Below are 21,613 nucleotides of genomic sequence, written 5' to 3'. Positions count from 1 at the left end.
ATCTCCCGAACCCCCTCCCACCCCGTAGGGGCGGATAATATCCGCCTGCCCCACCGCCCAGGGAAGAAAGGCAATAGCAGAAGGAAACCCCCTCATTCTCTGCCAAGGGCTCCCCCTCCGGGGGAGCTGTCAGCGCAGCTGACTGAGAGGGGGCCCGCACAACCCCTTTGACAAATCCGCCCAAGTCTTGTATGATATTGCCTGTGTGAAAATCCAAAGGGGGATTGTTCTGTGAAAGAAAGAGAGACCTTCGCCTCCCGGCTGGGCTTCGTGCTCATCTCCGCCGGGTGCGCCATCGGCCTGGGGAATGTGTGGCGGTTCCCTTACATCGTGGGCCAGTACGGCGGCGCCGCTTTCGTGCTGGTGTACCTGTTCTTCCTCGTGATTATGGGCCTTCCCATCATGGCCATGGAGTTCTCCGTGGGCCGGGCCAGCCGCAAGAGCATCGCCGTGTCCTTCCACGCCTTGGAGCCCAAGGGCACCAAGTGGCACTGGTACAGCTGGTTCGGCATGGCGGGCAACTATATGCTCATGATGTTCTACACCACCGTGGCCGGCTGGATGCTGTTATACTTCGTCAAGATGGCCAAGGGCGACTTCGTGGGCCTGGACCCCGCCGGGGTGGGGGCGGCCTTTGACGGCATGCTGGCCAATCCCGGCGTGATGCTGGCCTTTATGGCCCTGGTGGTCCTGCTGGGCATGGCGGTCTGCGGCCAGGGCCTCCGGGGCGGCGTGGAGAAGATCACCAAGGTGATGATGCTCTGCCTGCTGGCCCTGCTGGTGATTTTGGCCATCCGGGCCGTGACCCTCCCCGGGGCGGCCAAGGGCCTGGAATTCTACCTCATGCCCGACTTCAAAAGCCTCTTCTATACCGACGACGGCAAGTTCCGCCTGGGCGAGGTCATCTTCGCCGCCATGGGTCAGGCCTTCTTCACCCTCTCCCTGGGCATCGGCGCCATGGCCATCTTCGGCAGCTACATCGGCAAGGAACAGCGCCTGCTGGGCGAGGCGGTGAACGTCACCATTCTGGACACCTTCGTGGCCTTCGTGGCGGGGCTCATCATCTTCCCCTCCGCCTTCGCCTTCGGCGTGACCCCCGATGCCGGCCCCTCCCTCATCTTCGTCACCCTGCCCAACATCTTCAACGCCATGCCCGGCGGGCGGCTGTGGGGGGCGCTGTTCTTCCTCTTCATGTCCTTCGCCGCCATGTCCACCATCATCGCCGTCTTTGAGAATATCATCTCCTTCCCCATGGACAAGTGGGGCTGGAGCCGGAAAAAGTCGGTGGCCATGAACCTGCCCCTCATCTTTGTCCTGAGCCTGCCCTGCCTGCTGGGCTTCAACCTGTGGGGCGGCGTGTCCATCCTGGGCGGCGGCATCATGGACTTCGAGGACTTCATTTTGAGCAACAACCTCCTGCCTCTGGGCTCCCTCATCTACCTGCTGTTCTGCGTCAGCAAGAGCGGCTGGGGCTGGGACAATTTCCTGTCCGAGGCCAACGAGGGCCAGGGCCTGCGCTTCCCCAAGGGCCTGCGGGCCTACATGAAGTGGGTGGTGCCCATCATGATCCTCTTCATCTTCCTCATGGGCTACAAGGAAAAGTTCTTCCCCGGCTGATGAAACGGCAAGCGCCCCTCACGTCTGTGAGGGGCGCTTTTTAATGGGACCGCGGAGGACAATCTTCATCAAGCAGATGTCGTCCCCCGTTTTTATGCTTTTCAACAATTCAACGTCCACCTCGCAGCCAAACGCTTTTTCAAAGAGGACCTTGCTGTACCCGGTCGTGCATTGGCACCAGGTCTTTGTCTCCAGCCTTTCCACCTCCGCCAGCATGGGACAGGGGCAGAACCAAAACTGAAGATACAGCTCCCCGCCTTCACAGGAAAGGCCGGCGGACCTGGCCCGGTCCGAGGCCGCAAGCTCCTCTATGCTTGCGGCGGATGCCATCAGCTCGTTCAAAAGCGCCAGCTTGTCATCCATTCCATACCCGCATTGGCAGTTCATTCGGATGTGTTTTGCCGTATCGGGGTCAAATTTCTGTTCCAGGCGGCGCATGGCCGACTTTACCCAAGCGGCGTTGTCCTCGCACCGGGAATCACCGCAAGGCCCGTATACGATTTCTTTTGCGGTGCCGCCGTCGCTCTCTGCCCTGACCGCTTCCCAAATGACACGCTCCTGGATGTCCCTTATGTCAAATGCCGGTTTCTCCATCTTGCCCCGTCCCCTCAAAACAGACTGCTCGCCAGTCCTTATTCTATGGTTACATGATAAGGCAAGTCCTGGATCAATACTTCTGAATTCCTGCTCTATTGAATTGGGATGCACAGATCCATCACAACGTGGTTGTGGTCCCACTCGATCTCTCTGTAAATGGACAAACCGTACCGCTCCCGCATCTCGTAGCGGCTTTGGGACAGCCAAACGCTGAAAACGCCCTGCACGGCGCAAAAGATATCCGCGATTGCTCCCTCGTAGCGGTAGACGGCGAACCTGCCGCCCCTTATGGTCGTCACGTTCTCCAGCGGGCAGGAATTCTCCACAGATAGGCACAAATCGCAAATACAGCTGCCGGGAGAAGCGACTGATGGATCGTCGTAAAACCGCTCGAGCATCCGCGCGCCGCTCTGAAAATACTCCCTATATTTGCTGATGAACTTAAGCCAGTTTTCTTTTATGTCGGCATAGCTTCCAATCATTCGCTCGTAGAGTACAAACAGATCCGGCAGCTCCTCAATTTTGATCCTGTCGTCGTAGGCGGCATAGGTCTCAAAAACGTCAGTCCTTGCGGGATAAAAGGGATTATTGACCTTCCCCGCGTTTGCGGTTTTCCGAAATTGGGCGGGGGAGGCGGCGGTGTGCTTTTTGAACGCGGAGCTGTAATTGGAGGGGGAGTATCCGTAATCCGATCCGATCTCGGTGATGCTTTTATTGTGTTTCAGCTTTAAATCAATGGCGCTCTGATCCATTTTAAGACGTTTGATGAAAGCGTAGACGCTCTCGCCGGTCTCCGCTTTAAACAGCCTGGCAAAATGGAATTCTGAATAATGAAAATGATCCGCCACGCTTTTTACCGTCAGGTCGTCCTTCAGGGAGCGGATGATATAATCGATGCTTTTGCTCACCAGCTCCCTCATGAAGGCAATTCCTCTACATGGGCGGATGCGGTGGACGCTCTGCCCCGGTATTCGCTCAGGAGAACCTCGTTGATCTCCTCCGGCGTCTCCGGGCAGCCCCGGTCCAGCCACATTCGGACGATCTGGTTGAACCCGGCCCGGAAAAACTCGATGTGGTACTCCACGTGCCGGTCGTCGAAATACAGCTTGGTCAGGTGGGTGTCGTACCGGGTGATTTGATAGGAGCTGTCGTACCCCAGCTTGAAGCAGGTCTTGTAGAAGAGCTGGTGGTCCCTGATGTGGCGGAAGAGCTTCAAAAAGTCGTTGCTGTTGTAGCTCATAGCCAGCTCCCGGGCATAGAGCTGGTTTACCTCGGCCTCCACCCGCTCCTTCACCTTGTCGGCCAGGTCGTAAATGTCCAGGTAGTTGGCGTAGAAGGTGCTGCGGTTGAGCCCCGCCCGCTTGCACAGCTCGGACACGGAGATCTGGTTGAGGTCCTTGCTCTCCAAAACCTCCATAAACGCACCCTCCAGCTTTTCCCGGGACTCCTTTTTCCGCCGGTTGTTTTTGGTATTCATAAGCGCCTCTCCATTATTCCAACAGATGTCCGCAAATTGCTGATTGCCCCCATAGGCTTTTCCGTATTATACTACAACTGCAATAAACAAACAACTGTGGTAATAATGCTTGGAGGAATCGACATGAAAAAAAGCAGCTTTGCGGCCATGGTCCTGGGGACCATCAGCGGGATTTTCTTTGCCCTGGGGATGTGCATGGCCCTGGTGCCGGAGTGGGGGGCCCGCCGGCCTGGAATCATCCTCGGCGTGGCGGGGCTGGCCCTGGCCCTGGTCACCGTGGCGGTGTGGCGGAAGATGGAGGGGAAGGCCCCCATCCAAATTTCCGGAAAGACGGTCCTGACCGTGGCAGTCAGCGTGGTGGGGGCTCTGGCCTTGGGCGTGGGCATGTGCTTCACCATGGTGTGGAGCCAGCTGGCGCTGGGCGTCGCCATCGGCCTTGCGGGCATCGTGGTCCTGCTGTGCCTCATCCCCATGGTGAAGGGGCTGCGGTGATGGCAGGGGCAAGATTGGTCCGGGCAAACCGGGCGGCGGCCAGGGCGGTCACGACGGGGTTCTGCCGGATTGAGGCCGCCGTGGTTGGTACCTACACCAAAATCGAGGACGCCTTCATAGACCGCTATCTCACCCGGGAGGGGGAGAGCACGGCCCGGGCGAAGGAACGGCTCAAGCAAGAGAGCCGGGAGCGAGAGGGCAGATAAGGAGAGCCGCCGCAAAACAACGGTTTTGCGGCGGCTCTCTTTACCGTCAGAAGGCCTTACCCCGGCAGGGCCAGGGTGAACACCGCCCCGCCGCCGGGGCGGTCGCCCACGGTGAGGCTTCCCCTGTGGAGTCCGGCGATCTCCCTGGCGATGCACAGGCCCAGGCCGTAGTGCTCCCGTTTGGACCGTGAGGGGTCGGCGCGGTAAAAACGGTCAAAGATATGAGCCTTTTCCCCGTCGGGGATGCCGGGGCCGGTGTCGGACACGGTGAGGAGGAAGCCTCTCCCGCCCCGGTCCACGCCCACCGTGACCCGTCCCCCGGCGGGGGTGTAGGCCAGGGCGTTGTCCAGCAGGATGGAGAGGACCTGGGCCACCCGCTCCCCGTCGCAGCGGCAGGGGGGGAGGGGGGCGGCGGGGAGCCTTGGCTCCAGGCGGATGCCGGCGTGCCGGGCGGGGCCCTCGAAGCCCTCGCAGACGTTGAGGACCAGGGTTTCCAGCTCCACCTGGGCCGGGCGGATGGTCCACTGGCCGCTGTCGGCTCCCGCCAGGGCCAGCAGGTCCCCCACCAGCCGGGACATGCGGGTGCACTCGCCGTCGGCCAGGGCGATAAAGTGCTCCCGCTCCCCGGGTTCGGCAGTCTTGAGGGCGGAGAGGCTGGCCTGGATGACGGCCAGGGGGGAGCGCAGCTCGTGGGAGGCGGCGTGGACGAACTCCAGCTGCTTGCGCTGGTTTTCCTCGATGGGCCGCAGGGCCCGCCGGGTGAAGAACCAGGCGAAGAGGGCCAGCAGGCACAGCCCGCCCAGGGTGACAGAGCCCAGCAGGGCCAGCTGGCCGGTGAGCTGGACCGACTCGGGGGCGGTGGAGCGGACCACCACCACCCCCGCCCAGCCGGAGGACAGGGGGATGACGGCGGCGGCGGCCCGGTAGCGGCCCCCGTCCCGGCCGGTAAAGACGTAGCGGGCCTCCTGGGTCTGGATGTTGGAGGTGGGGGGGAGGGAGAGGTCCAGGCCTTGGCCGGAGAGCGCGGCGGCCTTGGCTTCGGCGATCAGCCCGCCCCGTTCCCCGTCCCCGTTCCCGGCGTAGAGAAGGGGGCGGCCGTCCAACTCCACGTGGAGGGTCAGGCCGCCGTCGTGCTCGGTCTGGCTCAGCCAGGCGTGATCCAGCACCGGCTGGCTCCTCAGGTGGGCCAGGATGGCGTTGACGGTGCTGTTGAAGGAGGCCTCGGCGTTTTCCGAGGCCTGTTTCTGGGTGAAGAGGAGGAACCCGGCGGCGGTGGCCAGCAAAATGGCGCCGGTGGCCAGGATACAGGTGAGGAACAGGGTCAGCCGGCGGTGGACCGATTCAAACATGGCCCGCCTCCAGCTTGTAGCCCACGCCCCGGACCGTGCGGATCTCCATGGCGCTGCCCACCTGTGCCAGACGGCGGCGGAGGAAATAGATGTAGTTGTCCAGATTGCCCTCCTCCACCGGGGCGTCGGGGCCCCAGACCCGGGAGAGGAGCAGGCCCCGGGTGAAGGTCTGCCCCGGGTGGCGGAGCAGGGGCTCGAGAAGGGCGGCCTCCCGCTTGGACAGGGAGCATTTGCCCCCGGCGCCGGAGAGGACGCGGGCCTCGGGGTCGAACTGGACGTCCCCGCAGCGCAAGAGGCTGGCGTTTTCCCACTGCCGGGGGCGGCGGGCCATGGCCCGGACCCGGGCGGTCAGCTCCTCCAGGTCGAAGGGCTTCACCAGGTAGTCGTCCGCCCCGGCGTTGAGACCCTGGACCCGGTCGGCCACCGTTCCCAGGGCGGTGACGATGAGCACGGGGGTCTGGATGCCGCCGGCGCGCATCCGCTCCAGAACGGTGACCCCGCTGAGGGTGGGGAGCATCCGGTCCAGAATAATCAGGTCGTGGGCCTGCTGGCGGGCCCAGCGCAGGCCGTCGTCCCCGTCGTGGCACACGTCCACGGTGAAGCCCTCCCGCTCCAGGTGATAGCACACCGCCTCGCAGAGCTTTTCGTCGTCCTCGATCATCAGGATGCGCATCCCGCCGCCCCCTTTGCCCCTTTTGTCCCTATTATAGCATACATTCCTCTAACCTTTCTCCAATTTGTCGGGGCCGGAGGCCCTGTTTTTGGAGAAAAACTTAGAGATTGGCGCGGTATACTGGAGCCAACAGCAACGATGGGAGGAAACATGAAGATGAGACGACTGTTGGCCGGGCTGCTGGCCCTGGCGATGGCGCTGCCTCTGACCGCCTGCGGCGGAAAGGGGGAGGAGGGCGGAACGCCCGCCATGGGGCGGTACGTAGAGGAGACCCGGACCCTGCCCGACCGGATGGGGCAAGTGCTGGCCCTGCGGGCCGACGAGGCGGGGGAACTGGACCTGCTGGCCTTCATCCGCCGGGAGGGGGACGAGGCGCACTGGGCTGACCTGAAGCTGTTCCATTCCGCCGACGGGGGTATGACCTGGGAGGCCCAGGACAGCACCGCCTTCAATGGCGGCCTGATGGACCAGTATACACAGGAGACCGCCTGCTGGGACAGCCAGGGGAACCTGTGGTTCTTCGGTTATGATTACGGCGCGGACGTGCCAGAGGGGGAGGGCGTCCCGTCCCTGTTCTGGCGCATCGCCCCGGACGGGACCATCACAGAGCTGCCCCTGGAGGAGCCGGACGGCGCCGGCCCCCGCAGCTTCAAGGTGGCGGACAACGGCGATTTGCTGGTGGACTGCTGGTGGGTCCTCTACCACCTGGATGGGGAGACCGGGGCGGTCAAAAACCAGTTCGAGGTGGAGGACGGCTCCGTCGAGGGCTATGACATCCGGGGCAATGAGGCGGTCTACTGCGCCAATGACGCCCTGGTTTTTTACGACATGGAGGCGGCCAGGGAGACCGGCCGGGTGGCCGCCGCCTCCTTTGTCCACTCCTCCAACGACAACAGCACATGGAACCGGCTGGCGGCCTACACCCCCGACGGTTCGGTGTGCTACGCCGACGCCAAGGGCATCTACCGGACCCAGACGGGCAACAGTATGCTGGAGCAGGTGGTGGACGGCGGCCTTACCAGCCTTGGGACCCCCTCTTTCCTGATGCAGTTCTTTGTTCCCTTAGACGACAGCTTCCTGATGGTCTCCTGGGTCAACGAGGCCTGGGGCCTCACCGCCTATGTCTACGACCCCGGCGTGCCCACCCTGCCGGGGCAGGAACTGCGGGTGTGGTCCATGGAGGAGGACCCTCTGGTCCGGCAGGCCATCGGGACCTTCCAAAAGGACCACCCGGAGGTGTACGTCACCTATGAGCTGGGCTACACCGAGGGAGAGGGTTCTTACAGCTGGGATGACGCCCTGAAAACCATCGCCACCGAGCTGGTGGCGGGGAAGGGGCCGGACGTGCTGGTCCTGGACGGGATGCCTTTGGACTCCTACGCCGAGAAGGGGGTGCTGCTGGACCTGTCCGAGGACTTTGCCGCCCTGGAAGACCGGCTTCTGCCCTACAAGGCCGCGGCCTGCCGCCGGGCCGACGGAACCCTGCCCGGCATCCCGCTGCAATTCGATGCCCCGGTTCTCCACGCCTCCACGGCGGCGGTGTCCGCCAGCCGGGACCTGGAAAGTATGGTGGACTGGCTGGAGGCCAACCGGGACAGCTTCAACCACCCCCTGTCGGTGACGGAGATCGACTGGATCATGCAGATCTTCACCCTGACCGACCGGGACCGCCTCTACGCGGGGGACGAGGCCGCCTGGACCGCCTTCCTGTCCCAGATGAAGCGGATCTGGGACATGGAGCAGGGCCGGGTGGTGGAGGACAGCTGGGGGCTCCACCCGGAATTCGGCTTTGGCGCGCTGGCCTGGTCCATCGACGCCGTGGGCATCGACCTGGGCTACCTGTGCAGCTTCGACAGCCTGTACGCCGCGTGGCAGGTCAGCCAGAACCGGGGAGACGGGGAGATCGTTCCCCTCTTCGGCCATGGCCTGTACCAGCCCAAAACCATCCTGGGCATCAATGCCCGCAGCCAGAATACCGCCGTGGCCCGGCAGTTCCTGGCCACGGCCCTGTCGGAAGAGGTCCAGGGCTCCGGGGTGGGGACCGGGATGCCGGTGAACGCCGCCGCTTTTGAGGCATCCACCCAGGAGGACACGGACGCGGGCCGGAACGGCCACTTCTCCACCTACGGCACCACCCTGACGGACAAGGACGGGGCCGACGTGCCCATCTATGTCACCATCGACTACCCGCCGGAGGACTACCGAAGCGCCTGGGCGGAGACCCTTAAGGCCCTGGATACCCCGGTCCTCCTGGACGGCAGTATCCAGACCATTATGGAGCAGGAGACGGCGGATTATTTCGCCGGAAAGCAGGACCTTGACGGGGCGGTGGACCGGGTGATCGGGAAGCTGGAGCTCTACCTGGCGGAGTGACGCGCGCTCTCTTTTATGAGAGGGGTTCCTTGGGCACCGGCAGTTTCAGCTCAAAGACCGTACCCTCCGGCCCGGTGGAGGCCACCCGGAGGGTCCCGTGGTGGAGCCGGGTGAGCTCCTGGGCGATGGAGAGGCCCAGGCCGAAGTGCTCCTTGCTGTTCCGGGCGGTGTCCGCCCGGTAGAAGCGGTCGAAGATGTGGGCCGCGTCGGCGGAGGGGATGCCGGGGCCGGTGTCGGCCACCCGGAGGAGCACGGCCTCCGGAAGGGCCTGGGCCCCCAAGGTGACGGCCCCTCCGGCTGGGGTGTAGCTCAGGGCGTTGTCCAGCAGGACGGTGAGGATCTGGCCCAAACGCTGGGCGTCCCCCCTGACCATGGGCAGGTCGGTGTCCGGCACCTCCAGATGGAGGGAAAGGCCCCTTTCCCGGGCCAGGGGGAGGAACTTCTCCGCCGTCTCCAGCAGCAGGGCGTCCACGTCTACCGGGGCGTCGGCCACGCTCCAGGTGCCCGCGTCGCTGCGGGCCAGGGACAGCAGGTCGTCCACCAGCCGGGCCATGCGGGCGCACTCGTTTTCAATGCTGCGCCGCAGCCTGGGCGCCTGGGCCGGGTCCACCGCCAGGGCGGAGGCGGCGGTGCGGATGACGGCCAGGGGGGAGCGCAGCTCATGGGAGGCGGCGGCGATGAACTCGGCCTGCCGCCTCTGGCTCTCCTCGATAGGCCGGATGGCCCTCCCGGCGAAGAGCCAGCACAGGGCCACCAGGGCGGCCACTCCGAGGGCCACCAGGCCGGCGAAGGCCCCCCGGAGGAGCCAGATCTCCCGGCGGCTGTCCGCGATGTCCTTGAGGAGCACAAGGCTCTGCCATCCCCGCCCCGCGGGGATCAGGGTCACGGAGGCCAGATACCGATCCCCGTGGTCCCCCTGGACCTGGAACGCGGGGGTGGAGGTGGGCTCCAGGATGGAGATGGGGGGCAGGCCGGGGTCCACCCCCAGGGCCCGCCCCTGCTCCGCCGCCCGGTCGATCAATACCTGCCGGCCGGTGGCCGGCGCCCAGGCCCCCCGGAAGGTGATGGGCCGCCCCCCGTCCCGGAGGGAGATGACCAGGTTTTCCCCGGCCTCCAGCTGGGCCAGCCAGGCGGCGCTCACCACCCGGTCGGTCTGGAGCTTGACCACGATGCCGTTGGCGCTGGTTTGGAAGTTGGCCCGAAGGCTCTCCTGGAGCCGTCCCTCGGACAGGGAGAGGGCGGCCAGGGCCATGACCACCAGCACCGCCCCGGTGAGGGCGGCGGCCAGGAGGGTCAGGCGCAGACGCAGCTGTTTCAGCATGGCGGTTCCTCCAGCCGGTAGCCCACCCCCCGCACCGTGGCGATCTGGGAGCGGCTGCCCGCGGTCTTTAACCGGCGGCGGAGGAAGTGGATATAGTTGTCCAGGTTCCCGTCCTCCACGGGGGCGTCTGGGCCCCAGATCCGGGCCAGCAGCAGCTCCCGGGTCAAGGTCTGGCCCCGGTTGCGCAGCAGCAGCTCCAGAAGCCGGGCCTCCCGCCGGGAGAGGGGGCAGGGCCCGGCGGGGCCCCGGAGGGCGCACAGCTCCACATCCAGCTCCAGGTCCCCGGCCCGGAGGAGGTGGGTGGTCTCCACCTGCCGGGGGCGGCGGGCCAGAGCCCGGATCCGGGCCAGCAGCTCCTCGGTGGCGAAGGGCTTGGGCAGATAGTCGTCCGCCCCGGCGTCCAGGCCGTCCACCCGGTCCTGGATGCCGTCCAGGGCGGTGATCATCAGCACGGGGGTGGACAGCCCCTCCCGCCGAAGGGCGGAGACCACCTCCACCCCGCTCCGTCCGGGCAGCATCCGGTCCAGGAGGATGAGGTCATAGGCGTTTTGCCGGGCAAAGTGGAGGCCGTCCTCCCCGTCATAGGCGTAGTCCACCGTGTAACCCTGGCTTTTTAAATGGATATCCACGGCCCCGCACAGGTCCCGGTCGTCCTCGATCATCAAAATGCGCATGCAGTGCTCCCACCTTTAAACAGTGATGTCGGTGTTACCAGTATAACAGCCTTATCTCTAAAAAATCTACAAAGATTCTTACAGGTGGATTAGAGAAAAATGAGATATCCTGGAGACACCATTTCAGAAGGGAGCAAGATCATGAAACGATTTTTATGCGCGGCACTGTCCCTGAGCCTGACCGCCGGGCTGCTGTCCGGCTGCGGGAGCTCCGAGGGGACCCAGGGCGGAAACGTGCCCATGGGGCGGTACATCGAGGAGCAGACCGGGTCCCTGCCGGGGGTCGAGCGGGTCCGGGGGACCTGCCTGCGGGAGGACGGCGTGCTGGTGACCTACGGGTACAGCAAAACCGAGCAGTGGGCCAAGCGGTACGAGATCTCCCAGGACGGCCAGATCCAGGAAGAGGACGTCGCGTGGGTCTCCGGCCTGATGGCCGCCGGGAACAGCGTCCTGGGCATCAACGAGACCTCCAACGGCGCCCTTTTCGCGCTGTACATGGACCAGGCGGGGACCCCCCATCTGGTCCGCGCGGAGGGGGACACGCCCCAGGGCATCGAGATCCCGGACTGGGAAAAGAAGGCGGGCGGCGGGGAAGGGGCCGGAATCACGGTCTCCGGTAGCAAAAATGACCCCAGCGCCACCACCTCCGACGGCAAGAGCGGTGCGGTCATCTCGGACAGTTTTGGCGGGATCACCGTGGAGGGCAGCGTCTCTGTCGGGGTAGACGGGGGAGCAGTGGGAGAGCCGTTCTCCTTGATTCCCCCCACCGGGTTCAGCGTGCTGGAAAACGGGGACTACCTGATCTCCTACGGTAATAAGGGGGTATCCCGGTACAGCGGCGCGGATGGCGCGCTGATCCGGGAGTATCCCTGCACCGCCTACGCCGGCTCCACGGCGGTCTACGGCAATCAGCTGTTGGCCTTTGACCCCAATTACAGCGGGCTGTGGCTCTATGATCTGGACACCGGCGCGAAGAGCGAGTGCGTCTTTGACGGGCTGGACTACGCCACCGTGCCCAACCTGGACGGGGAGGGCGTCTTCCTGACCAACAGCGGCGGCATTTACCGCCAGGCCGAGGGGGGCACCCTGTGGGAGAAGCTGGTGGACGGCGAGCTCACCTCCCTGTCCATGCCCGATCTGAGCATCGCGGCCACGGCGTCCGGCCCCGCAGGCAGCTTCTGGGCCCTGCTTTCCGGGGAAGAGGGGGTGGAGGTCATGCGCTACACTTACAGCGCCGACACCCCCACCAATCCCGACACCGAGCTGACCATCGCCGCCCTGGACGACAATGCCACCATCCGCCAGGCCATCGGCGAGTTCCAGCGCCGCAACACCAGCGTGAAGGTAAACTTCCAGATTTTGCTGGAGGGGGAGTCCGCCGCCACTCCGGAGGACGTGATCCGGGCGCTGAACACCGAGCTTTTGAACGGCAAGGGCCCCGACCTGCTGGTGCTGGACGGCCTGCCCGCCGCCTCCTACATCGAAAAGGGCGTGCTGGAGGATCTGAGCGGCCTGGAGGATGAGCTGGAGGCCCAGGGCCTCATGCCCAATCTCATGGGGGCTTACCGCACCGGCGAGGGCGTATTCGCCCTTCCCTCCCGGTTCACCCTGCCCGTCATGATGGGCAGGTCGGAGGACGTGATGGCCGTCCGGGCCCTGGCGGACCTGGCCCGGGAGGTGGAGGAGCGGCAGGGCGGCTCCACCCCCTTCCTGAAAGCCCCCGACACCCTCTGGGGTGAGGACGGCGCGGCCCCCCTGTACGTGAATCTCTTCGCCCCGGCCCGCCAGGGCGCGGGGGTGGAGGAGGGGGCCCTGACGGAGTTCTTCCGGCAGGTCTCCCAGATGGACGCCGCCCTGAAAAAGAACACGCCCCAGAACGGCAGCACCAGCGCGATCCTCGTGACCATGTCGGACGGCGGAGGCCGGGCGGAGGTCATAGACATGGGTTCTTTTGTCCTCAGAAACGGCCAGGCCCTCTTCCACATCCAGGAGCTTGGGGGAATCTACGGCCTGGAGCAGATCTGCACCAACTTAGGCCGGGAAGAGGGCTGGGCGCTGGACTCCCTCTTCGGCCAGGGGGCCTACACCCCCTCCGGCGCGGTGGGCATTGTGACCACCTCCCGGCAGAAGGAGCTGGCCCAGAGCTTTGTGAAGATGCTCCTCTCCGGTACGGTCCAGGACAAGTACCTGGGCGACGGGTTCTCCGTGGTCCGCGGCTCCCTGGAAAAATCCGTGATCAAGATCCTGGACGGCGCCGACGACATGGGCTTCCTGTCCCTGTGCGGAAGCCTGTCCCAGCCGTTGCTCACCGACCAGGTGGTGACCGACGTGGTCCTCGATCAGACCAAGGCCCTGCTGGAGGGCAGGCTCACCTCGGAGGAGGCTGCCGCCCAGGTGGTGGAAAAGACCCAGATCTATCTTTCCGAATAATTTCTCCGCCAGCCAAAGCACGGCGGCGGACAATCAGAGACGACCCAGAAGGTGGTGTTTCCCATGGCCCTGAAGCCCATGGAACAACTGAACATCCGCGCCGAGGAGGAACGGGTCCGCCTGCAAAGCGGGGAGAAGCCCAAGTCCCGCTTTACCAGCAGGCTCCAGCGCACGGCGGTCCGGCTGCTGGCCGGGTTCTTCGCCCTGATGCTGTGCCTGACCCTGGTGTCCCGGGCGGCGGAGGGCGTGACGGTGGCAAGGGTAAAGACCCAGCGGCCCAAGACAGGCATCCTCACCCAGCGGGTGGACCTCTCGGGCACCATTGAGCCCCTGGGGGACTTGGACCTCACCCTCCCCGCGGGCATCCAGGTCACCTCCATCCGGGCCCAGGCCGGGCAGCGGGTGGAGCCGGGGGACCCCCTGCTGGAGCTGGACGGCGCCGGGTTGGACCGGACCATGGAAAAGCTGAGAAACGACATCCGCCTGCTGGATTTGAAGATCCAAAACGCCCTCTCGGGCAACAGCGGGGACGACACGGAGGCCATCCTGGCCGCCCAGCAGGCCTTGGCCGACGCCCAGGAGGACTACGACCGGCTGGTGAACAGCCGCGAGAGGGCCGAGGGCCGGAGCGAGGAGGACCTCCTCACGGCCCAGGCCGACTATGACAAGGCCCTGGAGGATTTAGAGAAGGCCGAGAAAAAGGCCCTGGAAAACCTGGTCAAAGAGGCGGAGGAAAAGGTGAAGGGGGCGCAGAAGGATTTGGAGGCCGTCCAGGAGGCGGCCCAGTCCGCCATCGAGAGCGCCCAGGCCAGCCTGACCGCCGCCCAGGACAGCGCGAAAGCCTTCAGTGAGCCCTACTACAACTCCGTGCGGAACCTGAAAACGGCGAAGGAGCGGCTCCAAAAGGCCCAGGCGGAGCTCCAGGAGCTCCAGGACTCCGGCACCGCCACCGAGGCCCAGCTCCAGGCCGCCCAGGAGAAGGTGGACGCCGCCCAGGCCGAGGTGGACGCCGCGAACTGGAGCATGGAGTCCTACAACTACAAGGGGGACCTGGCCGTCACCCGGGCCGCCGAGGAGCTGGCCAAGGTGACCGAGCGCCAGGGGGAAAAGGTCAAGAAGGCGGAGCAGGCCTTGGAAGAGGCCAAGGCCGAGCTGGAGAAGGTGAAGAAGGAGAGCGACGTCAGCGAGGAGGCCCTGGTGGTCTCCGCCCGCTCCGCCCTGGAGGGAGCAGAGCGGGCCCTCAAGACCGCCCAGCGGGGGGTGGAGGACACGGACGTGGCCACCGACGAGCAGATCTTTACCGCCGGCCGGGCCGTGGAGGCCGCCCAGCGGGCGGTGGAGCAGGCCCAGCGCAAGGCGGAGGAAAACCGCCTGTCCGCGGCCAAGGACCAGCGGGGCCGGGAGATCGAGCGGCTGGGCTATGAGAGCGAGCGCCGGGAGCAGGCCCGGACCCTGGCCGAGCTGGAGCGGGTGGCGGCCGGGGGCGGCGTGCTGACCGCCCCCATCGCCGGCACGGTGCAGAGCATTCTCACCGAGACGGGCCGGACCCAGGACGGGGTGTCGGTGGCCACCCTGTCCCGCAGCGACCAGGGCTTCCAGCTGGAGGCCGCCACGGACGAGAAGAGCGCCGAAAAGCTGTCCCTGGGGGACCAGGGCAAGGTGACCTACCACCAGGACGGCAAGGCAAGGGAGGCGGTGGGGGTGGTCTCGGCCATCGGCGCCGCCGACGACAAGGGCCAGGTCAAGGTGACCGTGACCCTGCCCGAGGGGAGCTACCCCGCCGGCGTGTCCGCCAAGCTGGAGCTTTCCAAGCGCAGCGAGCAGTACGGGGCCTGCCTGCCCCTGGGGGCCCTGCGCAGCGACGGCGACAAGGACTATGTGCTGGTCCTCCAGGAGAAAAACACCGTGATGGGCATCGAGCAGACCGTGGTCCGGGTGGAGGTGACCGTCCTGGACCGGGACAGCGAGTCCATGGCCGTGGAATCCTCCCTCATGGGGACCGAGCAGGTCGTTACCAGCTCCAGCAAGCCCATCGGGGAAGGGGATCGGGTGCGCCTTGAAACGGGAGACAAGTAAGTGGGCGGCCCCACTCCTGGGGGTGCTGGCCCTGCTGGCCTGGGGGCTGTGCGCCTTTCTGGCCCAGGAGATCGGGGCCCTCTCCTCCGGCGTGTCCGCCCGCTGGGAGGGGGAGGGGGGCGTCAGCCCCACCCAGGTGGAGGAGGCCCTTCGCTACGCCCGGGAGGACGGGGGGGAGAACGTCCCCCGCATGACCCTGTGGCGGGAGAAACCGGGGGCGGTCCTCTGGGACGAGGGGGAAGAGCGGACCGCCGCCGCCTCGGTGGTGGAATTCTATGGCCAGGGGGCCGACCTTTGGCCGGTCCCCTTTCTCACGGGCAATTATCCCGCCCAGGGGGACGCCGAGGGCATCGCCGTGGACGAGGCCCTCTCCGCCGCCCTGTGGGGCGGGGTGGGCCGCCCCGGCCAGATCGTCCGCTGGGAGGGGAAAACCTACGTCCTCCGGGGGGTATTCCGGGGGGACGGCGGCCTGGCCCTTCTGCCGGGGCGGGCGGACGACGCCGATGCCTGGCCCAACCTGTTCCTGCGCTTTCCCCAGCAGGGGGGCCGGGAGGCGGCCCAGGCCTTCCTGAACCGGAACGGCTGGAGCGGGGGCGACCTGCTGGATCTGAAGCTGCTGTCCTGGTGCGTGACGGCCCTGGCGGGCCTGCCCGGCGCCGCCCTGCTGCTGGGCCTTTTGTGGAAGCTGCTGCGCCGGGGCCTGGCCCTCCGGGCCAGCCCGCTGCTGCTGGCGTCCTACCTGCCCCCCGCCCTGTGCGCCGGTGCCCTGGCCCTGTGGTGCGGAAACTTCCCCCCCAGGGTGCCCGCCGCCCTCATCCCCACCAAGTGGTCCGACTTCAGCTTTTGGGCCCGGCTGGCGTCGGGGCTGGGGGAGAGCCTGGGGGCCTGGCTGTCCGGGCCGCTGACCCTGCGGGACCTGCGGCTGTGGCCCCTGGCCCTGGGCTGCCTGCTGCTGTCGGCGGCCGCCCTGGCCCTCACCCTGCTGGCCGCCGAGCGGGTCAGGCCCCGGGACGGCCGGGGGGTCGTGGCGGGCTGGGTCCTCAGCCTGGGGACCCTGCTGGCCCTGGTGTTCCTTCTGGGGGACCGGGGAGGCCTGGCCCTCAGCCGGCCCATGCTTTTGCTGCCGGTGCTGTGGCCTCTGTTCGGCTGGGGCCTTGCCCGGCATGAGGAATTTTTAAGACCGAGGGAGAGGGGGGAAGAACATGAAGCTCTGGAAGCGCCGGGGGACGGGGAATGACCGGGGCTCCGGCCTGCCCCCTGAGACCGACGGGGCGGCCCCCTGGCTCTTTCTCCTGCCCAGCCTGCTGGCGGTGCTGGTGCTGGTGCTCCTCCCCTTCGCCGACGCGGTGCGCCGCTCCTTTTTCTCCGCCATGAGCGGCCAGTTCGTGGGGATGAAGAATTACCTCTCCGTCCTCCAAAACGGCGCCTTCCGGCTGGCGGCGGCCAACACCGCCAAGTTCGCGGCGGTGTGCATCCCGGTGCTGCTCCTCTTTTCCCTCTTTCTGGCCCTGCTGGTCAACGCCTTTCAGGAAAAACGGGGGATCTTCAAGACCTCCTTCCTCGTGCCCATGGCCATCCCCGTGGCCTCCATCGTGCTGCTGTGGCAGGTGGTCTTTCACGAAAACGGCCTGTTCAACGTCCTGCTGGGGGCCTGGGGGCTGGAGCCGGTGAACTGGCTGGACAGCTCGGGGACCTTCTTCGTGCTGGTGTTCACCTACCTGTGGAAAAATACGGGCTACGACATGGTGCTGTGGCTCTCCGGCCTCACCGCCATTTCTCCCGCCCTGTACGAGTCCGCCGAGATCGACGGGGCCGGCGGGCTCCAGCGGTTTTTCCGCATCACCCTGCCCAACCTGAAGCCCACCCTCTTCACCGTGACGGTCCTCTCTCTTTTGAACTCCTTCAAGGTGTTCCGGGAGGCATACCTCATCGGGGGCAGCTACCCCAACAAAAGCATCTACATGCTCCAGCACCTTTTCAACAACTGGTTCGTGGACCTGGACGTGGACAAGATGTGTGCGGGGGCGGTCCTCATGGCCCTGGTGGTCTTTCTGCTGATCCTGGTCCTCCAGCGGGTGTGGGGAAGGGAGGGGATGGGATGAAGAAATGGCTCATCGGCATGGTGCTGGTCCTGGTGGCCTTTTTCGTCTGGGTCCCCCTGTGGCTGCTCCTCTCCGGCTCCCTCATGGGGGCGGAGGAGATGGCCCAAAACCTGGCCCCCGTGCTGAAAAACGCGGAGGGGACGGCGGTGTGGCCCCTGCTGCCCATGTACCCCACCCTGAAGCCCTACGTGGAGCTTTTGTTGGATACCCCCCAGTTCTTTGCCATGTTCTGGAACTCCTGCCGCCAGGTTTTTCCCGTGGTGCTGGGGCAGGTCCTCATTGGGGCCCCGGCGGCCTGGGCCTTCGCCCGGTTCCGGTTCCGGGGGAAGAAGGCCCTCTTCTCGCTGTACATCGTCCTCATGCTCATGCCCTTCCAGGTGACCATGGTCTCCAGCTACCTGGTGCTGGACGGGCTGGGGCTCATGAACACGGTGTGGGCCATCATCCTGCCCGGGGCGGTGTCCACCTTTCCAGTGTTCCTCATGGTCCGCTTCTTTACCGCCATCCCCTCGGCCCTCACCGAGGCGGCGGCCCTGGACGGGGCGGGGCCCTTCCAGACCTTTCTCCACGTGGGCCTGCCCCTGGGGGCCCCGGGCATCCTCTCCGCCGTGGTGCTGGGGTTTTTGGAGTACTGGAACGCCCTGGAGCAGCCCCTTGTTTTTCTGAAGGACAAGACCCTGTGGCCCCTGTCCCTCTATCTGCCCACCGTCACCGCCGACAACGCCGGGGTCTCCCTGGTGGCGTCGGTCATCATGCTCGTCCCCGCCCTCCTCATTTTCCTCTTCGGGCAGAAATATTTGGAGGCGGGCATCAGCGCCGCGGGCATGAAGGATTAGTCCGCCTAATTTTCAGAGCCAGCCGGCAAGGAGGTCCCCCCTATGGAAGAGAGCGTCAGCCTGAGCGTGGAAAAGGCCAATAAGTGGTACCCCGGCGGCGTCCACGCCGTGGTGGACATGGACCTGGAGGTGGACCGGGGGGAATTCATGGTGTTCGTGGGCTCCTCGGGCTGCGGCAAGTCCACCCTCCTGCGGATGATCGCCGGGCTGGAACGGGTGGACGGCGGGACCATCCGCATGGGGGAGCGGGTGGTGAACAAGGTCCCCCCAAAGGAGCGGGACATCGCCATGGTATTCCAGAACTACGCCCTCTACCCCACTATGAAGGTCTACGACAACATGGCCTTCCCCCTGAAAATGCGCCGCTGGAAGAAGGCGGACATCCGGGCCCGGGTCACGGAGGTGGCCGCCTCCCTGGGCCTGACGGAATACCTGGACCGCTACCCCGGCGCCCTCTCCGGGGGCCAGCGCCAGCGGGTGGCCCTGGGCCGGGCCATGGTCCGCAGCCCCCGGCTCTTCCTCATGGACGAGCCCCTCTCCAACCTGGACGCCAAGCTCCGGGTGGATATGCGCCGGGAGATCGTCTCCCTCCAGCGCTCCCTGGGCACCACCACCGTCTACGTCACCCACGACCAGACCGAGGCCATGACCATGGGCACCCGTATCGCCGTCATGAAGGACGGCGTCCTCCAGCAGGCCGACACCCCCCAGAAGGTCTATAACGAGCCCGCCAACCTCTTCGTGGCCCGGTTCATCGGCTCCCCGCCCATGAACGTGTGGGAGGAGACGGTGCTGGACGCCCCCTGCGTGGCGGGCATCCGGCCCGAACACGTCCACCCCGGCGGGGAGGGGTACCGGGCAAGGGTGGAAAACGTGGAGCGCACCGGCCGGGAGGCACTGGTGTTCCTGGAGGCCGAGGGGATCGGCCCCCTCACCATGGCCGCCGGGGCGGATTTCTCCGCCCGGCCGGGGGAGGGCATCTCCATCACCCTGGACCGGAGCAGGATGCACTATTTCCATCGGGAAACCGGCCTGCGCATCCGCTGAGAAAAGCAAAAAAGACGCGCCGGAGGATTTTCCCCCGGCGCGTCTTTTCTTTGTTCCTACTTCATGGACAGCAGTTCTTCCGTGATACGGCCGGCCTCCTGGTAGACACCCTCAAAGTCCACGTGGGGGTTATAGAGGGCCTCCAGCTGATCGTGGACCGCCTTGGCGTGGGCCAGGGCGTCCACACCCTCCTCCATGAGGGCGGCGGTGACCTTCCGGGAGAATTTGAGCCGGGCCTTGTACTTGTGCAGGAGCTCGGCGTCCGCCATGGCGTCCAGCCGGATGCGGCGGTAGGGCCGCTGGGGATAGGGCAGGGCGGGGGTGCTGGTGACGAAGGCCAGGGAGAGCTCGGGGACCAGCAGATGCTCCGCCCGCTCCGGGAACAGGGGGGAGGGGCAGAGGATCACGTCGTATCCCGCCGACATGCACCCCGCCGCCAGGGCGGTGAGCATCCCCGAGGCCAGGCCGTAGCTGTCGGACAGCTCGTAGACCCGGCGGCACAGGGCGTCCACCGTCTCAAAATTGCAGGAGACCCCCTGGCAGGAGACGGCCCCCAGGAAACGCTGGACTGCCCGCCCCGGCTGGCGGCCCGTCTTTTTCACCTCCCGGGAGAGGATGCCCCTGGCCCGCTTCAGGGCCTTGGCCTCCAGGGCGGGGGTGGACAGCAGGGCCCGGTTGTCCTCCATGAGCTGGGCGGCGGCGGTGAGGCAGTGGTAGGCCCGCTTGTAGTGGCTCTTGTAGCCGCTGGTGGCGCTGGCGATCTCCCCCCGCAGGGGAAGGAGCTCCTCCCGGCGGTAGAAACGGCTCAGATCCACGTAGCAGTCCACCACCCCGGCCAGTTTGGGCTCCATGACGTGGGGTGCGGTAGCGTCTACGATGGCGGCGCCCAGGCGGGGAAAGACCACGGCGTCCAGGGAGCCCGGGTCCCCCGAGCACTGTATGTATTCCGCCGCCTCCCCCGCCTCCTCCAGGGCCGCCGCAACCCGGCGCATGAGGGAGGACTTGCCGCAGCCCGGCCCGCCCTTGAGCAGGTAGACCCGGCGGGCTTCGTCGGGGTCGATGAGTTGATCGTACAGGGAATAAAAACCCGAGGGCGTGTTGGCTCCCAGGAAAAATGAGACCTTTGGTTCCATAAAAATGACCCTCCGTTCAGAAAGTTGACCCAATTCAGAGTATGCCCGGCGGAGAAAAGGGGTGCCAGCCGTTGCGAAAGCCGCCAAAAAAGGATACAATAGGGTCAGCTGAAGGGAAGGGAGGTGGCGGCCATGTCGGCGCTGGAACGGGTGAAACTGACCCAGATGACCTCGGCCGGTGGGTGAGGGGCCAAGCTGGGGCCGGGTGCCCTGGAAAACTTGCTCAAAGACCTGCCCGCGGGGTCCGATGACCGTCTGCTGGTAGGCCACAGCGGCAGTGACGACGCCGCCGTGTACGCCCTTGACGGGGGCCAGGCCCTCATCCAGACGGTGGATTTCTTCCCTCCCGTGGTGGACGCCCCCTACGATTTCGGCCGGGTGGCCGCCGCCAACGCCCTGTCCGATGTGTGGGCCATGGGGGGCGCGCCCCGGCTTGCCATGAACCTGCTGGCGGTGCCCGCCTGCCTCCCCGCCGAGGCCGTCCGGGCCATTCTGGCCGGAGGGGCGGACAAGGTGGCCGAGGCCGGAGCCGTGCTGGCGGGGGGCCACTCCATCCAGGATGACGAGCCCAAGTACGGCCTGTGCGTCACCGGCTTCGCCCCGGTGGAGGCCGTCCTGCGCAACAGCACGGCCCGGGAGGGGGACCTGCTGGTCCTCACCAAGCCCCTGGGCACGGGGGTCCTCACCACCGCCGCCAAGGCGGAGCTGTTGAGTGAGGCCGCCGCCGGAGAACTGGTGGAGACCATGGCGCTGCTCAACCGTTGGGCCTGGGAGGCCATGATGCCCCTCCGGCCCAACGCCTGCACCGACATCACCGGCTTCGGCCTGGTAGGGCACACCCTGGAAATGGCCCGTGGGAGCGGCCTGACCGCCCAGCTGTGGTCGGGGGAGGTCCCCCTGCTGCCGGGGGCGCTGGACTTGGCCCGGGAGGGGCTGCTCCCCGCCGGGTGCCACCGCAACCGGGCGGACACCGGGGACGAGGTGGCCCTTGCCGGCGGTATTTCCCGGGAAAGGGCGGACCTCCTCTTCGATCCCCAGACCTCCGGCGGGCTGCTGGTGGCGCTGCCGGAAGGGGGGGCGGAGGAGCTGATCCGCCGCCTCCGGGACCGGGGGCTCACCGCTGCGGTCATCGGTCGAATGGCGGCGAAAGGGGAAACATCCGTCGTGATCCAGTCATAAAAAGAGGAGGGCGTAAGCCCTCCTCTTTTTG

Annotated in this window: 19 protein-coding genes; 11 read left to right on the top strand and 8 right to left on the bottom strand. The window is 66.1% G+C overall.

The window, feature by feature from the left end; translation table 11 throughout:
- Positions 1 to 231 precede the first annotated feature (231 nt).
- Complete coding sequence (locus AAEU42_RS07145) at positions 232 to 1,617, top strand: sodium-dependent transporter (protein WP_342232844.1); 1,386 nt, start codon at positions 232 to 234, stop codon at positions 1,615 to 1,617.
- Positions 1,618 to 1,635: 18 nt separating this feature from the next.
- Here the strand turns inward: AAEU42_RS07145 and AAEU42_RS07140 are convergent, their stop codons facing one another.
- The 3 genes from AAEU42_RS07140 to AAEU42_RS07130 form a co-directional block, all read right to left on the bottom strand.
- Positions 1,636 to 2,211, bottom strand: a complete 576-nt coding sequence (locus AAEU42_RS07140; protein WP_342232843.1) for a DUF6144 family protein — start codon at positions 2,209 to 2,211, stop codon at positions 1,636 to 1,638.
- A 95-nt stretch (positions 2,212 to 2,306) separates the two neighbouring features.
- Positions 2,307 to 3,134, bottom strand: a complete 828-nt coding sequence (locus tag AAEU42_RS07135; RefSeq protein ID WP_342232842.1) for an AraC family transcriptional regulator — start codon at positions 3,132 to 3,134, stop codon at positions 2,307 to 2,309.
- Positions 3,131 to 3,691, bottom strand: coding sequence for a TetR/AcrR family transcriptional regulator (locus AAEU42_RS07130; RefSeq protein ID WP_342232841.1), 561 nt, complete (start codon positions 3,689 to 3,691; stop codon positions 3,131 to 3,133). Before AAEU42_RS07130 ends, AAEU42_RS07135 begins: the two co-directional genes overlap by 4 nt.
- 123 nt (positions 3,692 to 3,814) lie before the next feature.
- On the opposite strand from AAEU42_RS07130, the gene AAEU42_RS07125 reads away from it, so the two are divergent.
- The gene (locus AAEU42_RS07125; RefSeq protein ID WP_342232840.1) at positions 3,815 to 4,183 is read left to right on the top strand and encodes a hypothetical protein; all 369 of its coding nucleotides are present in this window, start codon (positions 3,815 to 3,817) and stop codon (positions 4,181 to 4,183) included.
- Positions 4,183 to 4,389 (top strand): hypothetical protein, encoded by a 207-nt coding sequence (locus AAEU42_RS07120; RefSeq protein ID WP_342232839.1) that lies wholly within the window; start codon positions 4,183 to 4,185, stop codon positions 4,387 to 4,389. The genes AAEU42_RS07125 and AAEU42_RS07120 overlap by 1 nt, the downstream gene beginning before the upstream one ends.
- 56 nt (positions 4,390 to 4,445) lie before the next feature.
- Here the strand turns inward: AAEU42_RS07120 and AAEU42_RS07115 are convergent, their stop codons facing one another.
- Positions 4,446 to 5,738, bottom strand: a complete 1,293-nt coding sequence (locus AAEU42_RS07115) for a sensor histidine kinase (protein ID WP_342232838.1) — start codon at positions 5,736 to 5,738, stop codon at positions 4,446 to 4,448.
- Positions 5,731 to 6,411, bottom strand: coding sequence for a response regulator transcription factor (locus AAEU42_RS07110; RefSeq protein WP_342232837.1), 681 nt, complete (start codon positions 6,409 to 6,411; stop codon positions 5,731 to 5,733). Before AAEU42_RS07110 ends, AAEU42_RS07115 begins: the two co-directional genes overlap by 8 nt.
- A 156-nt stretch (positions 6,412 to 6,567) precedes the next feature.
- Between AAEU42_RS07110 and AAEU42_RS07105 the strand changes: the two genes are divergently transcribed.
- The gene (locus tag AAEU42_RS07105) at positions 6,568 to 8,784 is read left to right on the top strand and encodes a hypothetical protein (RefSeq protein WP_342232836.1); all 2,217 of its coding nucleotides are present in this window, start codon (positions 6,568 to 6,570) and stop codon (positions 8,782 to 8,784) included.
- A gap of 13 nt (positions 8,785 to 8,797) precedes the next feature.
- Here the strand turns inward: AAEU42_RS07105 and AAEU42_RS07100 are convergent, their stop codons facing one another.
- Positions 8,798 to 10,105: a sensor histidine kinase gene (locus tag AAEU42_RS07100; RefSeq protein WP_342232835.1), complete on the bottom strand. Its 1,308-nt coding sequence runs from the start codon at positions 10,103 to 10,105 to the stop codon at positions 8,798 to 8,800.
- Positions 10,099 to 10,779, bottom strand: a complete 681-nt coding sequence (locus AAEU42_RS07095; RefSeq protein WP_342232834.1) for a response regulator transcription factor — start codon at positions 10,777 to 10,779, stop codon at positions 10,099 to 10,101. The genes AAEU42_RS07100 and AAEU42_RS07095 overlap by 7 nt, the downstream gene beginning before the upstream one ends.
- A gap of 141 nt (positions 10,780 to 10,920) precedes the next feature.
- Here AAEU42_RS07095 and AAEU42_RS07090 point away from each other — a divergent pair, with 141 nt between their 5' ends.
- The 6 genes from AAEU42_RS07090 to AAEU42_RS07065 all read left to right on the top strand — a co-directional run bounded on the left by AAEU42_RS07090 (position 10,921) and on the right by AAEU42_RS07065 (position 19,270).
- Positions 10,921 to 13,209, top strand: coding sequence for a hypothetical protein (locus AAEU42_RS07090; protein ID WP_342232833.1), 2,289 nt, complete (start codon positions 10,921 to 10,923; stop codon positions 13,207 to 13,209).
- 78 nt (positions 13,210 to 13,287) lie between these two features.
- Positions 13,288 to 15,285 carry an HlyD family efflux transporter periplasmic adaptor subunit gene (locus tag AAEU42_RS07085; protein WP_342232832.1) on the top strand — a complete coding sequence of 666 codons (1,998 nt, stop codon included), beginning with the start codon at positions 13,288 to 13,290 and terminating at the stop codon, positions 15,283 to 15,285.
- A complete protein-coding gene (locus AAEU42_RS07080; RefSeq protein ID WP_342232831.1) occupies positions 15,266 to 16,522 on the top strand; it encodes a hypothetical protein in 1,257 nt (418 codons plus the stop codon). Before AAEU42_RS07085 ends, AAEU42_RS07080 begins: the two co-directional genes overlap by 20 nt.
- Positions 16,488 to 17,387, top strand: coding sequence for a carbohydrate ABC transporter permease (locus AAEU42_RS07075; protein WP_342232830.1), 900 nt, complete (start codon positions 16,488 to 16,490; stop codon positions 17,385 to 17,387). The genes AAEU42_RS07080 and AAEU42_RS07075 overlap by 35 nt, the downstream gene beginning before the upstream one ends.
- Complete coding sequence (locus AAEU42_RS07070) at positions 17,384 to 18,223, top strand: carbohydrate ABC transporter permease (protein ID WP_342232829.1); 840 nt, start codon at positions 17,384 to 17,386, stop codon at positions 18,221 to 18,223. Before AAEU42_RS07075 ends, AAEU42_RS07070 begins: the two co-directional genes overlap by 4 nt.
- Before the next feature lie 42 nt (positions 18,224 to 18,265).
- Positions 18,266 to 19,270, top strand: a complete 1,005-nt coding sequence (locus tag AAEU42_RS07065) for an ABC transporter ATP-binding protein (RefSeq protein ID WP_342232828.1) — start codon at positions 18,266 to 18,268, stop codon at positions 19,268 to 19,270.
- A 56-nt stretch (positions 19,271 to 19,326) separates the two neighbouring features.
- On the opposite strand, the gene AAEU42_RS07060 is transcribed toward AAEU42_RS07065, so the two are convergent.
- On the bottom strand, positions 19,327 to 20,403 hold the full coding sequence (locus AAEU42_RS07060) for a hypothetical protein (RefSeq protein ID WP_342232827.1): 1,077 nt from the start codon (positions 20,401 to 20,403) through the stop codon (positions 19,327 to 19,329).
- 132 nt (positions 20,404 to 20,535) lie between these two features.
- Here AAEU42_RS07060 and selD point away from each other — a divergent pair, with 132 nt between their 5' ends.
- A complete protein-coding gene (gene selD, locus AAEU42_RS07055) occupies positions 20,536 to 21,582 on the top strand; it encodes a selenide, water dikinase SelD (RefSeq protein ID WP_425288200.1) in 1,047 nt (348 codons plus the stop codon).
- The last annotated feature ends 31 nt before the right edge of the window (positions 21,583 to 21,613 follow it).

Origin of the sequence: Pseudoflavonifractor phocaeensis (assembly GCF_038439875.1) — a bacterium.
In the GTDB taxonomy this organism is placed as follows: Bacteria; Bacillota; Clostridia; order Oscillospirales; family Oscillospiraceae; genus Vermiculatibacterium.
This window is presented reverse-complemented; position numbering and strand designations above follow the sequence as displayed.